This is a genomic window from Runella sp. CRIBMP (assembly GCF_009905605.1).
Lineage (GTDB): Bacteria > Bacteroidota > Bacteroidia > Cytophagales > Spirosomataceae > Runella.
The window spans coordinates 60,752-76,539 of sequence record NZ_JAAAKZ010000020.1 but is presented as its reverse complement, the minus strand read 5'-3'; the positions used below and the strand labels follow the sequence as shown (position 1 = coordinate 76,539).

Sequence of the window (15,788 nt, the reverse complement as noted above, 5' to 3'; positions counted from 1 at the left end):
CCCCGAATCTACCCCGCCCCCAATACCTACCCCCAAAACCAACTCTGGGCGCTTAACAACCTACCGTAATTTGGAGGAATTGAAAAATTAAGTACGCTTATTCAGTAGCCTTATTGGCACCCTCAAAATCGCTATTAGGCTGTATTTTGATTTCCAATAGCCAAAAAATAACTTACTCTAAAACCTGTTTTTGAATGGTTAGTAGAAATAAATTTGAATAAAATAGTGGTACGCCGCGTTAGCATTCTATTCATAAGCAACTTTTAAGTAGAAGGATGTCTTCTTTAAGCTTATGTATTTTACATTTTTCTGTTCATCATTTTTCTGTTTACAAACTTTTGATGTCGTCACTTATTTTTTGGAAAAACTGGAATCCCGTTCAACGTTTTTTATACACAACCACGCTAGGCCTGCTCGCTCTGGGCCTAATGGCATTGTTATTTTTTCATTATAGAGGCCTTGAAAACACTGTCCGCTGGGAGGTTTTGAGCGAATTGGACGAGGTGCCAGTGCAGTTAGATAGTTTACAGTTGGCAGCGGGCGGCGTTCCGCTTAACAGATTACAGCCTTCAGAAGGCAACGCTCAATCTGATACCAATCGTCAATCCGCAATCGTCAATCCGCAATCTACGATTCTCCTCCCTGGTAAAGCCTATTTGTTGAAAGAACAATTTGTGCCCGTTCAGACCGACCTACCCGCTTGGTTGGTTTGGGGCTATTGGGGCATCGTGCTGGCGGGCGTGGTGCTGCTTTTGAGTGCCGTTACGGTGCTTACTCGTCGGTGGTACATTGGTGCAATGATGATTTTTATCGGCCTGTTGGCGGGTTTGCATTTAGAGGTACTACAACTTTTCGGTTCTGACAAAGCCTTGGGCTTCGGCATTGCGGCGGTTTTGCTCGGCGGCATCAGCTATTATCTACACGCTTTCCGCGACGATATTATGATTGAGCGCCGGATATTTATCTTTACAGCGCTGACAATTTCGCTGGCAGTATTCATTTCTTTTTTTTCCAAAACACCGTTTACTGCCCTCACGATTGCGTCTTATTCTTTAGTACCGTTTTTGATAATCGCCGTTGTTTTTATCGGATGGTTGTCTATCGAAATCATCGCTGGTTTTGTGTACATCGTTACGCATCCACGCACGGGATTCGGAAAGAGCAGCTTGCCCAACTTTTTGTTTATCACGGGTTTATATCTTTTTAGTGTTTTGCTACTGTACCTCAAAATCACGCGGCAGACCGAAACCAACTTCCTCTATCTTAGTCCTTTTGTGCTGTATGGCGTCAGTTTGGTGCTGGGCATTTGGAGCCTTGCCAAACGAACCGAAACCGCCATACCTTTCCGGGAAGTGGCCGTTTGGCTGTATGCTGGGCTAGGATTAGTCACCACGGGCGTCATGGCATTTGTGTTGTTTACCGACAATAATCCGCTAATTGAAGTGTTTGAAGATGCCGTTATTTATTCCCAACTGGCGATGGGGACGGTGTTTGTGGGCTATATCGGGCTCAATTTTTGGCCTTTGTTCAAACAGAGCAAGGCCGTCTATAAAGTCATGTACAAGCCCATGCGTATTATGCAGTCGCAAGTTTGGCTGATTGGCGTGATGGGCGTTGTACTACTCATATCGCTCAATCGTTTTCACAGCATTGACCAAGCCCGTGCGGGGCATTACAACGCCTTGGGAGATTTGCACACGGCTACCCAAGAATACCTGCTTGCGGAGCAATATTATCAATTGGCGCTTGATTTGGATTTTCAAAATCATAAGTCTGGGTTTTCGCTGGCTTCGCTGGCGTTGCGTCAGGGCGACCGCCTCAGCGCGGGGGCGTACTTTCAACAAGCATTACACAAAGACCCCACACCACAAGCATATGCTGGTCTGAGTCAGGCGCTGTTGAACGAAAATCTGTTTTTTGATGCTGTTTTTAACCTACGAAAAGGCCTGCAAACCTTCACCCACAGTGGCGAGCTGCATAATAATTTGGGTTATCTCTACACCCGTACGGCCATTGCAGATTCGGCCTATTATTATTTTGAACTGGCCCGACAGCACGCGGTCAATACCGCCGTGGCCGAAACAAACCTGTTGGCATTTTGGGGAAAAGCCTTGGCCGCCGCCGATTCTGCCAATGCATTAGCAGCCCTTGGACTTACAAAAGCTGATTTTGGGGAAACCAACCTTTTGCAAAGCGTCAGAACGTCACTTTCTCACGAAGCCAACCGCATTGCGTTGGCCCAATTGGTGGGCGAAAAAACAAAGGTTGAAAAAACGCAACTCGCCCTAGCAAGCGATTCGGCCTTGAGCGTCAATAATTTTGCGTACCTGTACAACACCAATCAATACGAGCAAGATACTAGCCTTGCTAATCTATTCAGAAAATTAATAAATACGGGCAACAACGGAAATTTTTACAATGAGTTGCAGGTAGCCTACGCTTACTCAGAATACAATCGCGATAAAATTGCGGCTTTCGACATCCTAGCCGCCCAAACCGTGACAGACACCTCCAAAAAAGTAGCCCTAGCCCGCCAAACACTTCAATTCTGGTTATTGAGAGAACGAACCGAAGAGGACGCCGCCGCCAATCTGGCAAAAAACTTAACCACCGAAGCTGATATTCTTACGGCCCTCCGAAAGCATCCGTTCAGCTTACCGGTTTTGCAAAAAGCTACCGTTTTTTTCAATCAACGAAACCAACCCAAAACCGCATACCAATTCATTTTAAATGCGCTTAGATTTCGACGTGATTCTCCCGAATTGGTAAAAACATACATTCTTCAATGCCTTCATTTACGCCTAACAGATTTCGCCGAAGAGGGTCTTCGCGACCTATTTGCGCTCACCTCATTTACCGACTATCAATCATTTCTGAAAATCTATCAGTCCCAACGTGCACTCATCGAAAAAGAACGTGGAAGTTTTCAATGAAAATTGTACTTTTACCTATTCATTTTGCCCTATAATCGCTTTCAAATTTAAATAACCCACTCTTTATGTGGAAAGTACTGGCCACTGGTTTAGGTGTTTTAGCTGTATTATTCAGTTGTGTATTTGCTTACTTTTATTTTAAATACTTGCGTTATGAAGAGGATTTTGTAGCTGAATTTTTGCTTAAAAACCCTAAAAAGTGCGCAGTCTTTTGGGTACGAAATGACTCATTATTGGTTGGGCATCGGTCAGACACCCTGATGCCGTTAGCGAGCACGGCCAAGACCATCGTTGCTGTTGAGTTTGCTCAACAGTCGGCCGAAGGGAAAGTTAATCTTAATGAACGGGTTCCGTTGAGCGAGGTGGCACGGTTCTATATTCCTGACACTGACGGTGGAGCGCACCGTGCGTGGTTAGAAAGTTTGAAAACGTCAAAATCAACGAACAACAACACTGCGTCGTTGATGGAGGTGGCCAAAGGCATGATGCAATTTAGTAGCAATGCCAATACTGAGTTTTTGATGTGGAAATTGGGGTTGAACAATATCAATGCCAACCTCCCAAAACTAGGCCTTGGTAAGCACCAACCATTGTATCCGTTTGTGTCGGCACTGTACGTGTGTTCGGACGAGCACTCCGCCACGGGGCTAAAAAAAATGCCCCTGTCGTTGTACCTCCAACGCACCAATAAATACTTTGAATTGCTTAAAGTGGATACTACGGTCAAAACAAAGTTCAACATGGCCAATGTTCCGCTTCCGGTGCAGCGCATTTGGTCAGACCGCCTTCCTGGCTCAACCGTTCGGGAATACGCGGGATTGATGAAAAAAATAAATAGTCGGACTTATTTTAGCAAAAGCGCCCAAACGGTTTTGGATACATTGATGGAATGGCCTATGCGATTGAATCCTGACAACAAAAAGAAGTTTGTCCATTTTGGAGCCAAGGGCGGCTCTACGGCATTTGTGCTAAATTATGCCTTATATGCCACTGACAAACAAGGAAATAAAACCGAGATGGTTATTTTTACCAACAACCTAGGCGTTTTTGAGCAAACCCTTTTGCAAGCTGAGTTTCAGGTTTTTATCCAAAGAATATTGACCAACGACGCCAAAAATAAAGACATACTGTCTATTCTAAAAAAACTTAACTAACACGCCTTTATCATCCATTTATACGCACGGACGTTTATTTTAGCGAAAATCATTCAGTCATGAAAATCATCGAAACCTCCCACATTGCCAAACGCTACATCATGGGTAGCGAAGTGATAGATGCCCTCAAAGACGTAACGATTTCGGTCAACAAAGGTGAATATGTGGCCTTTATGGGGCCCTCAGGCTCTGGAAAATCTACCCTGATGAATATCATCGGCTGCTTGGATACACCCACCTCGGGCAAATACATCCTGAACCGTAAGGATGTAAGTGATATGAGCGAAAATGAACTGGCCGAAGTGCGTAACAAAGAAATTGGGTTTGTATTCCAAACCTTTAATCTCCTGCCCCGCATGACCTCGCTCGAAAACGTGGCCCTGCCCCTGATTTATGCAGGATACACCAAAGCGCAACGCACCGAAAAAGCAATGCTTGCCCTCAAAAACGTGGGACTAGAAAACCGCGCGGGTCACCGCCCCAACGAACTCTCTGGTGGGCAGCGCCAACGTGTAGCCGTTGCCCGGGCATTGGTCAACGACCCCAGTATTTTGCTGGCCGATGAGCCCACAGGAAACTTAGACAGCCGAACCTCCTACGAAATCATGGATTTGTTTGACCAACTGCATTCTAAGGGAAACACCATCGTAGTGGTAACGCACGAAGACGACATCGCCAAATACGCCCACCGCATCATCCGTCTCCGCGATGGTTTGGTAGAGTCCGACATGGTCAATCCCAATCCCACCAAAGTCGTTTTAACACCGCAGGGGTTAGAAAGCTAAGAAAGCATTTAGATATCAATAATGAAGGGGGTAAGAAGTTGAGCCTAAATCTCATCGCTTCTTACCCCCTTTGCTTTTTCTTATTTCTTAAGCCTTCAACTCACTTCAAAAAAGGTTTATCGACAACCATTTCTGTTTCAATCAACGAAGGCGCAATTCTGAGGCGGTCGCTATCGGGAGTTTCTGAAACTCCTCGGCGGGCATTACGATTGCCCGTAATTTGATAATAGGCTTCCGATAAAAGTGGCTCGCGCAAATCTCCGAACGCATATAACGGCTGAGAAAAATCTTCTTTAATCACCACATTCGGGGTAAAGCCTGCCGTATAATCAGATTGCCCCGCCGAATTGAAAACCTTAATCACAATCGGCATCATTCCCTGCGGGAACCGATTTTTAGGGTCTTTGATAAGAATAGAACCCACGTTTTTGCCGACCGTAACATCACCAATAATAAACACATCCATAAAAGGTTTCAAGGCATTGATAACCAACTCACTCGCCGAAGCGGTACGGCTACTCACCAATACATAAACCCGCTGTACGTTTCCACCGATGTTCTCGGTTTTGGGTTGGAAATAGTTCACATTAAAGTCTTTCCCTTGCTTCTTCTCCAGTTCAGGAGTCACGGTTGTGTTGTATTCATCACGGGAGAAAACCGTTTTGTCGGTTACACCTTTGGCGATAAAACTGCCCAACGTACGAGCTGTAGACGTGTATCCACCTCCATTATAGCGCAAATCAAGGATGAATTCGTTGATGCCTGCCGCCTTGAATTTACCGAAAATGGTCGCCATCTTTTGGTCGTACAAAGGCTGTTCACTGTTATTAGGTTTGGAATAAAAGCGATTATACACCAAATACCCAATCTTTTTTGCTCCTTTTGTATACACCGTATCCAACAGCATCGGGTCTTCCTGCAACGGTTGCGCTACTACCGTTTTGGTCTGGTCGCCAGATACAAAGGCTTTGTTTTCATAACGCCCCATCGTGTACACATAATTCGTGCCTTCTGCCAAGAGTGCCCCGTAATTATCCAGCGTTGCGAGCTGTCCATCTACCGTAATCTTACTGAAAACATCCCCGCGCTTAATACCCGCCTTCGCCGCTGGCGAGCCCGGAAATACGTACATCACAAAAGCGGCAATGTTATTGTTACTGTTGTACAAAGCCAACCGAGCTCCTGTCGTTTTGCTTTCACCCGACAACGAAGATTCCGTTTCTTCCGCATTTTCTAAAAAACGGGAAAAGCGGTCGCCGTCAGGACGAGCAGTTCTATCAAAAGTATAAAGCAACGAATTAAAAAATGTTTCGGGCGCCAATGATTTATTTTCTAAAGCACCCGCTGGAATTTTGTCCTTCCAGTAGTACCAATAATCCATGTTGACCGAGATAAATTCGTTCACCAACTCATCCCCTGCTTTTACGTCGGTTTGCTTACACGCACTCATCCCCGCCAATGACGCAACGATGGCAAAAAGAAGTGTTTTTGAAATTAATTTCTGCATATTTGTTGAGAAGGTTTTGACGTAGAAAAACGTGATAAACTCAAATTTATTTTAAATCCCTGACAAGCCCAACTTTACCATATTTCATTTATTACTTACGACAAATTGTACACTCAAATGTTTTTAAGAACCATTATTTTTTTTACATTTTTTCTACCCACGCTCCTCGTGGCCCAATGGGTTCCGCAAATCAGCCATACAGAAGCGCATTTCAGGGCCATTTCGGCCATTAACGAAAAAACCATTTGGGCGGGTGGTAGCAAAGGAACGGTGCTGCGCACCACCACTGGCGGCAAAAATTGGGCTGTTTTACAGGTACCAGGCGCAGAAAAACTGGATTTTAGGGGCATTAAAGGCCTTGACGAAAAAACCGCCGTGGCCGTCAGTGCAGGCTTGGCTGAGGAAGGACAAGCGCGTATTTATCGCACCGATGACGCGGGCAAAACGTGGACACAAGTTTGGCAAACCGATCAAAAAGGCGTTTTTCTGGACGGAATTGCCTTTTGGGACAAAAAGAACGGCCTCATCTTCGGCGACCCCATCGACGGCCATTTATACCTTCTTAAAACCACCGACGGCGGTAAAACCTGGGAGCGCCTCTCACCTGCTACGCTACCCGCCAATTTGCCCAACGAGGCTTCTTTTGCCGCCAGCAATTCGACGATGGTAATGCAAGGCACCAAAAATGTTTGGGTAGGCACTGGCGGCGCCGACCGCGCCCGCGTTTTTCGCTCCTCCGACCGAGGTGCTACTTGGCAAGTAACCGATACGCCCATGAAAGCCAATGCATCCTCAGGAATCTTTGGGTTGCATTTTTGGGACGTCAACAACGGCATCGCTGTGGGCGGCGACTATAAAGCCGAAAAACAAGTTTTTGAGAATGTAATCATAACCAAAGATGGTGGCAAAACTTGGCAAAAAAGCACCCCAACAACCCCCGATGGGCTCAAAGAAGCGGTTTATAAATTAAAAAACGGCACGTTGGTCGCCGTCGGCCCTGCGGGAAGCGGCTGGTCCAAAGACAACGGAAAAACCTGGCAAGCGCTCACGGGAGCCTCCAACGGCCTCCACGCCCTGACCTGCGTGGGCAATACCTGTTGGGCCATTGGTTCAAAAGGACAAATCGTGCGATTGTCAAATTAATCCTTTAAATTTACGGTATAAATAAATAGTTGCATCGGGGTGCTTCATTTGAGGCTGAGATTACACCCGTGAACCTGAACCGGTTAGGACCGGCGTAGGAAATGCGTCACACTGAAAATATTCATATCATCCATAGCCACATTTCCCCTTTTTGGGGGAGATGTGGCTTTTTTTTGTTACAACTATGAGCTTTGAAATCGTCAAAAAAGACCTGACCAACTGGCAAAACCGCAAGGAGTGGTTTTTTAATCGGGAGTTTACCGATACCTACGAACAATGGTACGAAGGCCCTTACAAACGGGCCGAAGTGTGGCAAAAGAAAGTCATCGAACAACTCATCAAGAAAGACTCCCGTATAAACACCCTCTTAGAATTTGGCTGCGGTACCACACGCTTTACCAGGTGGTGGCATCAAATCGGCATCGAGGCCTCTGGCGGCGATATTTCGCCTTTTATGTTGGCGCAAGCCGTGCATTTGTTCAAAGGCGATTTGGTCATGGCCGACTCTCACTTCATGCCATTCAAAGACCACACCTTCGACGCCGTGGCGTTTATTACCACTTTTGAGTACTACCGCGACCCCGTTCGGGTGATTCGCGAAGCGGCGCGGGTAGGCAAACACGGCATTGTATTTGGAATGATGAACCGCAATTCGCCAAAGGTAGCACGTCGGCGTATTCAGCAGGCATTCGGCAAAAACCCTTTTTACGTCACGGCTACTTTCTACACTCCCAACCACCTCATTTCGGTCATTGACGAAGCACTAAAAGGCCGCGAATATAGCATTGAATGGACGTGTACGGGCCTCCCGAAGTGGTTTCCAGTGCAGCAGTGGAGTATGCCGTACGGCGACTTTTTTGGGCTATACGTAAAACTTTTGTAAACCATGAAAACAAACGAAACGGGGAAAATAACGGACGAGGCGTTTAAAAATCATATTTTCCCTTACTGCGGTGCCCCCCGCAAAGAGGTGAAAATTGGCCCACATTTCGGCACCGATATTTCCCTCATTACATTACCCAATGGGTACGAAATGGCCCTCACCAGCGACCCACTTTCTTATATTTCGAGCCTCGGGCTGGAAGAATCGGCGTGGTTGTCGGTGCATTTGATGGCCAACGACATGGCTACTACGGGCGTAGCGCCGCAATATGCGCAGTTTGTTCTGAACCTTCCTACCGAGGTGTCAGAGACTGATTTTCAGGCGTATTGGCAATATATCCACCGCTTTTGTCAGCAAATCAACGTCGCTATCACGGGCGGACATACAGGACGGTTTGAAGGCATTAACTCAACCATTGCGGGCGGCGGCACCATGATTGCCGTGGCCGAAAAAGGCAAAATGCTGTGCAGCCAATGGGTGCAACCCGGCAACGACATCCTCGTAACCAAACAAGCTGCATTGATTGCCACCTCTATTTTGGCGCGTAGTTTTCCCAATACCGTCAAAAATGAATGTGGTGTGGCTGTTTTTCAGGAAGCATCAGAATTGTTTTACCAAACAAGTAGCCTGAAAGAAGGGTTGATTGCGGCGGCTGTCAACGAAAAGGAAGGACCGAGCGTGACGGCCATGCACGACGTGACCGAAGGCGGCATCTTAGGCGCCATCTACGAAATGGCCGTGGCTTCTGAGTGCGGAGCAGAAGTAGAAATTGATTCATTCCCCATTGGCCCCGTTGTTAAAACTGTTTGCGACTTTTTTGCCATTGACCCCGCCTATTCGGTAGGAGCTGGCGCAATGATTATGGCCGTAAAACCCGAAAAAACGGCCCAATTGATTCAAAAACTAACGGAAGAAGGGATCCCCGCAACCTGCGTCGGCAAATTTACGACCTCCGAAAAAGGGATTCAAAAACGTACCCAGTCGGGGTATTCTCGCATCATTCCACCCGCAACCGACCCGTACTGGGCGGCTTTTTTCAATGCTTTAACCCAAGGACTTACATGAAAAAACGTAATGGAATAACGGGAGGAGTGTATTTGGTCATTGACCCAAGTTGGGACAGTGCATTTACGTTGCCTCGATTGGCGCAGGCCCTCCACGCGGGCATCAGCACGGTGCAAATCTGGGACCATTGGTCCGAGAAAACCAACAAAATCGCTTTTATCCAAGAAATTACGGCGTTGGCCCACGCGGCCGAAGTGCCCGTTTTGATCAATAATCACTGGGAATTAGTAAAAGAAACCGCTTTGGACGGGGTTCATTTTGACCACCCACGCGCCGAAATTGAGGAGATTGAAACCCTCATCGGTCGCTCATTTTTGAAGGGAATCACCTGCGGTAATGATTTGACCACGGTACATTGGGCCAATGACCACCAATTTGATTACGTTTCTTTTTGCTCCTTATTCCCGTCATCCTCGGCTGATTCCTGCGAAATTGTAACCAAAGCTACCGTACAGAAAGCCCGAAAGCTGACTAAAATGCCCATTTTCGTTGCGGGAGGAATTTCCTTGGAAAATATTACTACGCTGCAAGACTGCGGCATCAATGGGGTGGCCCTTATTTCGGCCATCATGAAGTCAGCCAATCCGTTTGAAACTACCCAACAATTCAACAATCATTTTTCAACATCATCCCATGAAATCAACCCTCGTCCATAAACTCTGCTGTCCCTTTGACAAGCAAGACCTCCAACTCACGATTATTAAGCAAGACACCGACCAAAACATCATTGAAGGGCTACTTACCTGCGAAACCTGCCGGCGGTATTATCCCATCGTGTACGGAATTCCCATCATGAACCCCGACGAATACCGCGAAAAACAGCTCGAAGAGCCCATTCTGCAACGTTGGTCGAAGCAGCTGGGGGCGGGTTTTAAAGAAAAATTATTGAAGTAAAATTCAACGGGAGATTCCTACTTTTTAGCAGGAATCTCTCCCAAATCAACCTTGTTGGTGTCTTTGTTCCAGTATAGACGGTAGTTTTTACCAGAATCTATTTTGTATTCTTCGCTGGCTTTGTCGAGGGTGCTCACACGCATATACACTTGGTTGTCAGCCAATTTAAACTCCGCTTTCTTTTTGGAAGGAAGAAAAAAGGCCTGCCAATTGGTGCGGTCGCCGCTTACTTCATAAGAGACTTCACCGCTCAATTCGTTTTGAATTGAAAACGGATAGCGGTCGTTGATGGGGTCTTCGGCCACGTCGGCCAAGGCCACGATTTCTACTTTTACCGTCACCAAAGGCCCTTTGCCTTTTTTCTTAATTCCCACGTATAATTCTTCCCCCGCGCAGGCTGTACTCAGCACTCCCACGGCGCTTTTGGTGCTGTCGATTTTCTGACAAGCCTCCGCATCTTTTCCAGAATCAAATCGGCCAGCGGCGTTTTTGTCGGCAAAGAAATACACCTCTACCCCCACTTCACCGTTGGGTTCGGCGAGGTAAGGTGTAAAATCAAATCTTTCCTTGGACAAGGTGTCGGGATTAATGACGCGCAGGCTTTTATAGAAAGTATCGGAAGTATTTACTTTATCGTTCTGATAAACCGTAACCCGGTAAAATGCCGTTTTTGTGCCTTTGGGGAGCGATACTTTAATCGGCTTATTTTTGGCCAAAACCTTGTTTACCATATTATTGGGGCGAAAAACCACGTAGTCCACAATGACTTCTTGAAGCATTTTCTGGGCGGTAGCGTTGATGGTCATCAAAAACGCGCTCAATAGACTAAAGAGGAATATTTTTTTCATAGTAACTAAAAGTTGTAAGCGGATAGACAACGTAAAAATGGGGATTTTATTTTCAGACAGGCTATCTTTGCCCCATGAACCTGCTTAAATTACTGCGCATCAATTGGGCTTTTATCCTTCCGTACGGTCTCTTTCTGCTGGGACTTGGCAGCTACCAACTCCTTTATCGTCAGGGCATTATTAGTTTAGAAGTCAATCATTTTTATCATCCTTGGGCCGACGTGTTTTTCAAATACGTTACCCATTTGGGCGACGGGGCTTTTGTGATTGGCCTAGGATTGCTAATGCTGTATCGGTCGCGTCCGAAAGGTATTCTGGTTTTGGCTTCCTACGCCATTTCGGGCATTATTGCGCAATTGATTAAGAATTTCGGATTTCCAAAAGAACCACGTCCCGCAGAATATTTCTCGGGGATGATGCAGCATCTACACACCGTTGAGGGGGTTGAATTGAGTCATTGGAATAGCTTTCCGTCGGGCCATACGACCTCAGCGTTTGCATTATTTGCCTTAATTGCAATTTGGATTAAATCTCCGTTGCTAAAATTTTTATGTTTGATAACCGCCGCCACCATCGGCTTTTCCAGAATGTATTTGATGCAACACTTTCTGATTGATGTGTACGTTGGGTCATTATTGGGGACACTGACGGCCTATACCTTAGTTGTAAACAGTCACCGATTCAGACTAACATCTACACTTTAGATACTGAATATCAACACAATACGCATAAAATCCATTTTATTGGCTGATAAACTCACTAACCATTGAAAAACCAATCTTCCATTTCAATCGAAAAACCCTGGGTCGTGGCCCTGCTGGCTTTTGTTTTTTTTGTTCCTTTTTTAGGCAACGTCCATTTATTTGACTGGGACGAAATCAACTTTGCCGAATCAGCGCGCGAAATGTTGGCCACGGGCAATTATTTGCGCGTACAGATTGATTATCAACCCTTTTGGGAAAAACCGCCTTTGTTTATCTGGATACAGGCATTGTCAATGAAAGTGTTTGGGGTCAACGAATTTGCCGCCCGTTTTCCCAATGCCGTCGTCGGAATCATAACCTTATTGACCTTTTATTTTGTGGGCAAGCGCCTAATTGACGCCCGATTTGGCTTTTTGTGGGCCTTGGCTTATCTGGGTTCGGTCACGCCGCACTTATATTTTAAGTCAGGAATTATCGACCCATTATTCAACTATTTCATGTTTTTGAGCGTGCTGTACCTCATCGCTCCTTTGAAAAAAGAAACCCAGTCGAGTGGCTTGCGTTTTTTCCTAGCGGGGATTTTTGCGGGGTTGGCGGTATGGACCAAGGGCCCCGTGGGGGTGGGAGTTCCCACGCTAACCCTGGGCGCATTTTGGCTCATCCGTTATTTTCAGCAGCACCCGTCTGACGGCTCGAAACCGTCGGACGGGTTCTTTCCCCTCAAAAACATGCTCATCTATGGCCTCACGGCCGGAGTACTTACAGCGGGTTGGATGTTGGCCATTATTTGGGAAAGCGGCTGGGCTACGTTTGTGGCTTTTTTGGAGTATTTATATCGCCTCGGTGCTACCTCCGAAGCCGACCACGGCCAACCGTTTTATTATCATTTTGTGGTGGTTTTGATTGGTTGCTTCCCTATTTCGGTGCTTGGCTTGCCGTATGTGAGTCGAATTTTCACTCCCCTGCTCCAAAAATTAGGCAAGGCTCCGCAGGAGGAGGTGACAACTTCTGAAATGCTTTCTTCCTTTACATTGATGATGCTTTGCTTGTTTTGGGTGGTGATGATTGTATTTTCTATTGTCACGACCAAAATCGTGCATTATAGTTCCCTGACCTATTTCCCGCTGTCGTTTTTGGCGGCTTTGTGGTTGCACCGTTGGCTAAAAAATGAAATTACGTGGCCGCGTTGGATGACCGTTTTATTGCTCATCATTGGGTTTATCCTGTCGCTGGTGCTCACTGCCGTACCGCTCATTGGGATGTATTCGGCGGCGGTCACGCCCTACATAGATGATGTATTTGTGGTGGCCAATTTGCAAGCTCCCGTGGAGTGGGCAGGGCATGAATGGCTGTTTGGCGTACTGTATTTCGGAACGATTGTGTTTGCAACCATTCTATGGAAAAACCACAAGTTACTGGCAATCAGAATATTATTTTTCGCTACTGCGCTTTTATTGTTTGTTTATGGTGCCGTAGTTGTACCCAAAATTGAAGGCTATACCCAGCGGACCGTAATTGATTTTTACCAGTCCAAACGAGGTCAGGATGTGTACGTTTGGCCCATTGGATTTAAGAGTTATGCGCAGTTTTTTTACTTCAAAAAGCCCATCGGCGTGCGCCTCGAAGCAAGCAACGAAGACTGGCTGCTGAACGGCCCCGTCGATAAACCTACGTTTCTGATTTCGCGCCTCGACCGTGCCGAACAATTCCGTAACCACCCAAATCTGGAATTGCTAAAAGAAGAAAACGGCTTCGTCTTCTTCCGTCGAAAGCCTGATTATGAGAAGATTTCTGAATCACTAAAGAAATAAAAACAATCAAAAGGAAGGCTTTAAGAGGTCTTCCTTTTTTGTTTTCAAGAATTTATTTTTCCTTTTTATTTGGAAAACAGCAATGTAATTAATTCCTTTGTAACATATTTAACCATTTGGTTAAACTTATAAGTTAAACATGACAGAAATAGAACTATCCACCGAAGAAAAAATCTTAAAAGCCGCTGAAGAAGTTTTCATGCGTGACGGCTACGACGGCTCACGTATGCAGGACATCGCAGATGTGGCTGGCATCAATAAAGCGCTTTTGCATTATTATTTTCGTTCCAAAGACAAGTTGTTTGAGAAAGTGTTTGACGCAAAAATCCAGAGTTTCTTCCCAAAAATGGGCGAAAAGTTTAGTCAAGACATTCCTTTTCTTGATAAAATTCACATTTTTATTGAAGGGTACATGGATCTGTTGCTCAAAAATCCGTACCTGCCTTTGTTTGTACTCAATACCGTGAATAACAAAGATAAATCTGAATTTATAAAAAAATTGCCGATTGAACTGAGCCGGCAAGTAGCCCAAAGCTATTATGTTGAATTCAAAAAAGGGAATGTGAGAGAGTTAAATCCTGCTCAGTTTATCATGTCATTGATGGGGATGTGTATTTTTCCATTTTTGGCAAAACCCATTTTGCTCGACATGTTCAAAGCCGATAATGATACTTTTGACAAGTTGATGGAAGAGCGCATTCAGGAATTGAAACACTATGTTACATTGATTGTAACCCCCTAATTTTTTTACCCCATTTTTAACCAAATAGTTAAACTTTCAGGTTATGCGAAGTTTTATTTTATACATGGGCCTTTTGTTGGTTTTAAATCACATCGGCCATGCGCAAACGCCCCTGTCGTTGGAAGATTGCTACCGACAAGCCGAAATGCACAGCCCGCTGGCAGCTCAAACGCGCTTGATTCAAGAGGCCACCGAGCTGCAAATCAAGATTTTAAGCAGCAGCTATGTACCCCAATCCCGTCTCAATGGACAAGCCACTTGGCAGTCGGACGTTACGAGTTTACCCATCAAATTACCCAATTTCGAAATTTCACCCCCGCCCAAAGACCAGTATAAATTGACACTTGACCTGACCCAAACCATCTGGGACGGCGGCGTAGTTCAAAAACAAAAAGCCGTGGCTTTGGCCAATCAACAAGCCGAACAACAAAAGGTAGCGGTGGACCTCTATCAGATTCGCGAACAAGTCAGCAATCTGTTTTTTGGGGCGCTTTTTGCCGAACGGCAGCTACATAATTTCGAGATTCTCCAAAAAGAATTGCGGGCCAAACTCACCAAAACCCAAGCCTCAGTGCAAAATGGCATCGCGATTCGTTCCAATGTTTTGTCTTTAGAAGCCCGATTGCTGGAAATTGAACAGCAATTGTTGGAAACCCAAAAACGACGCACTGCCGCCTTGGAAGGTCTTTCACTGTTGACGGGTACGGCGATTGATACAAATACGCCACTTGTGGCCCTCCCCGTAAAAACGCAAAATTCAGAAATTGTTCGTCCTGAATTGCGCTTATTTGACGCCCAAAAGCAAACCTTGGCCGTCAACGAGCAAGTAATCAAAGCCAAAAATGCCCCCAAGCTTTCGGCATTTGCCACGGGTGGTTACGGCCGACCAGGGCTTAACTTTTTGGCAACGAGCTTCCAAACCTATTTCATCGGGGGCGTACAATTGCAAATTCCGCTCACGCATTGGTACACCAAAAGTCAGGGGATGGAAATTAGACAATTGAGGGCCAACCAACAACGTGTAGAACGGCAACGCGAAAGTTTTTTGCTCGCTACACAGGTTAGATTAGCCAATCAGCGCCGGGAAGTGGAGCGCTTACAGGCACTGGTCGAAAGCGACCGTAAGCTCATCGACATTCGAAGTACCATTCGCAAAGCCTCCGAATCACAACTCGACAACGGCATCATCACGGCCAGCGACTATCTGACCGAAGTAAACAATGAAGATACCGCCCGCCAAAATCAAATATTGCACGAAGTGCAACTACTACAAGCCCAAAATAACCTGCGCCTGACGGCAGGAAACTAACACGGTATAA

14 protein-coding genes and 1 riboswitch are annotated in these 15,788 nt (G+C 45.9%); of the genes, 12 read left to right on the top strand and 2 right to left on the bottom strand.

The window, feature by feature from the left end; translation table 11 throughout:
* The first annotated feature begins 341 nt into the window (after positions 1-341).
* From GVN20_RS26455 to GVN20_RS26445, 3 genes are all read left to right on the top strand, one after another.
* Positions 342-2,933, top strand: coding sequence for a hypothetical protein (locus GVN20_RS26455; RefSeq protein WP_166561230.1), 2,592 nt, complete (start codon positions 342-344; stop codon positions 2,931-2,933).
* Positions 2,934-2,998: 65 nt separating this feature from the next.
* Entirely contained in the window at positions 2,999-4,087 is a 1,089-nt protein-coding gene (locus GVN20_RS26450) for a serine hydrolase (protein WP_166561229.1), read from the top strand.
* Positions 4,088-4,146: 59 nt separating this feature from the next.
* Entirely contained in the window at positions 4,147-4,872 is a 726-nt protein-coding gene (locus tag GVN20_RS26445; RefSeq protein WP_114066713.1) for an ABC transporter ATP-binding protein, read from the top strand.
* A gap of 100 nt (positions 4,873-4,972) precedes the next feature.
* Here GVN20_RS26445 and GVN20_RS26440 read toward each other — a convergent pair whose 3' ends face one another.
* Positions 4,973-6,379 carry a S41 family peptidase gene (locus GVN20_RS26440; protein WP_166561228.1) on the bottom strand — a complete coding sequence of 469 codons (1,407 nt, stop codon included), beginning with the start codon at positions 6,377-6,379 and terminating at the stop codon, positions 4,973-4,975.
* 117 nt (positions 6,380-6,496) lie between these two features.
* Here GVN20_RS26440 and GVN20_RS26435 point away from each other — a divergent pair, with 117 nt between their 5' ends.
* The 5 genes from GVN20_RS26435 (at position 6,497) to GVN20_RS26415 (ending at position 10,364) form a co-directional block, all read left to right on the top strand.
* Positions 6,497-7,522 carry an oxidoreductase gene (locus GVN20_RS26435; protein ID WP_166561227.1) on the top strand — a complete coding sequence of 342 codons (1,026 nt, stop codon included), beginning with the start codon at positions 6,497-6,499 and terminating at the stop codon, positions 7,520-7,522.
* A gap of 25 nt (positions 7,523-7,547) precedes the next feature.
* Positions 7,548-7,640, top strand: a riboswitch (TPP riboswitch).
* Positions 7,641-7,706: 66 nt separating this feature from the next.
* Positions 7,707-8,405 (top strand): class I SAM-dependent methyltransferase, encoded by a 699-nt coding sequence (locus GVN20_RS26430; protein WP_166561226.1) that lies wholly within the window; start codon positions 7,707-7,709, stop codon positions 8,403-8,405.
* Positions 8,406-8,408: 3 nt separating this feature from the next.
* Positions 8,409-9,470, top strand: coding sequence for an AIR synthase family protein (locus tag GVN20_RS26425; protein ID WP_166561225.1), 1,062 nt, complete (start codon positions 8,409-8,411; stop codon positions 9,468-9,470).
* Positions 9,467-10,126 (top strand): thiamine phosphate synthase, encoded by a 660-nt coding sequence (locus GVN20_RS26420; RefSeq protein ID WP_166561224.1) that lies wholly within the window; start codon positions 9,467-9,469, stop codon positions 10,124-10,126. Before GVN20_RS26425 ends, GVN20_RS26420 begins: the two co-directional genes overlap by 4 nt.
* Complete coding sequence (locus GVN20_RS26415; RefSeq protein ID WP_166561223.1) at positions 10,104-10,364, top strand: Trm112 family protein; 261 nt, start codon at positions 10,104-10,106, stop codon at positions 10,362-10,364. Before GVN20_RS26420 ends, GVN20_RS26415 begins: the two co-directional genes overlap by 23 nt.
* A 17-nt stretch (positions 10,365-10,381) precedes the next feature.
* Here the strand turns inward: GVN20_RS26415 and GVN20_RS26410 are convergent, their stop codons facing one another.
* Entirely contained in the window at positions 10,382-11,212 is an 831-nt protein-coding gene (locus tag GVN20_RS26410) for a hypothetical protein (protein ID WP_166561222.1), read from the bottom strand.
* Between the two features lie 74 nt (positions 11,213-11,286).
* Here GVN20_RS26410 and GVN20_RS26405 point away from each other — a divergent pair, with 74 nt between their 5' ends.
* The 4 genes from GVN20_RS26405 (at position 11,287) to GVN20_RS26390 (ending at position 15,778) form a co-directional block, all read left to right on the top strand.
* Positions 11,287-11,916, top strand: a complete 630-nt coding sequence (locus tag GVN20_RS26405; protein WP_166561221.1) for a phosphatase PAP2 family protein — start codon at positions 11,287-11,289, stop codon at positions 11,914-11,916.
* A gap of 62 nt (positions 11,917-11,978) precedes the next feature.
* Entirely contained in the window at positions 11,979-13,727 is a 1,749-nt protein-coding gene (locus GVN20_RS26400) for a glycosyltransferase family 39 protein (protein ID WP_166561220.1), read from the top strand.
* A gap of 139 nt (positions 13,728-13,866) precedes the next feature.
* Positions 13,867-14,469, top strand: a complete 603-nt coding sequence (locus GVN20_RS26395; protein WP_166561219.1) for a TetR/AcrR family transcriptional regulator — start codon at positions 13,867-13,869, stop codon at positions 14,467-14,469.
* 43 nt (positions 14,470-14,512) lie between these two features.
* The gene (locus GVN20_RS26390; RefSeq protein WP_166561218.1) at positions 14,513-15,778 is read left to right on the top strand and encodes a TolC family protein; all 1,266 of its coding nucleotides are present in this window, start codon (positions 14,513-14,515) and stop codon (positions 15,776-15,778) included.
* Positions 15,779-15,788: the final 10 nt, after the last annotated feature.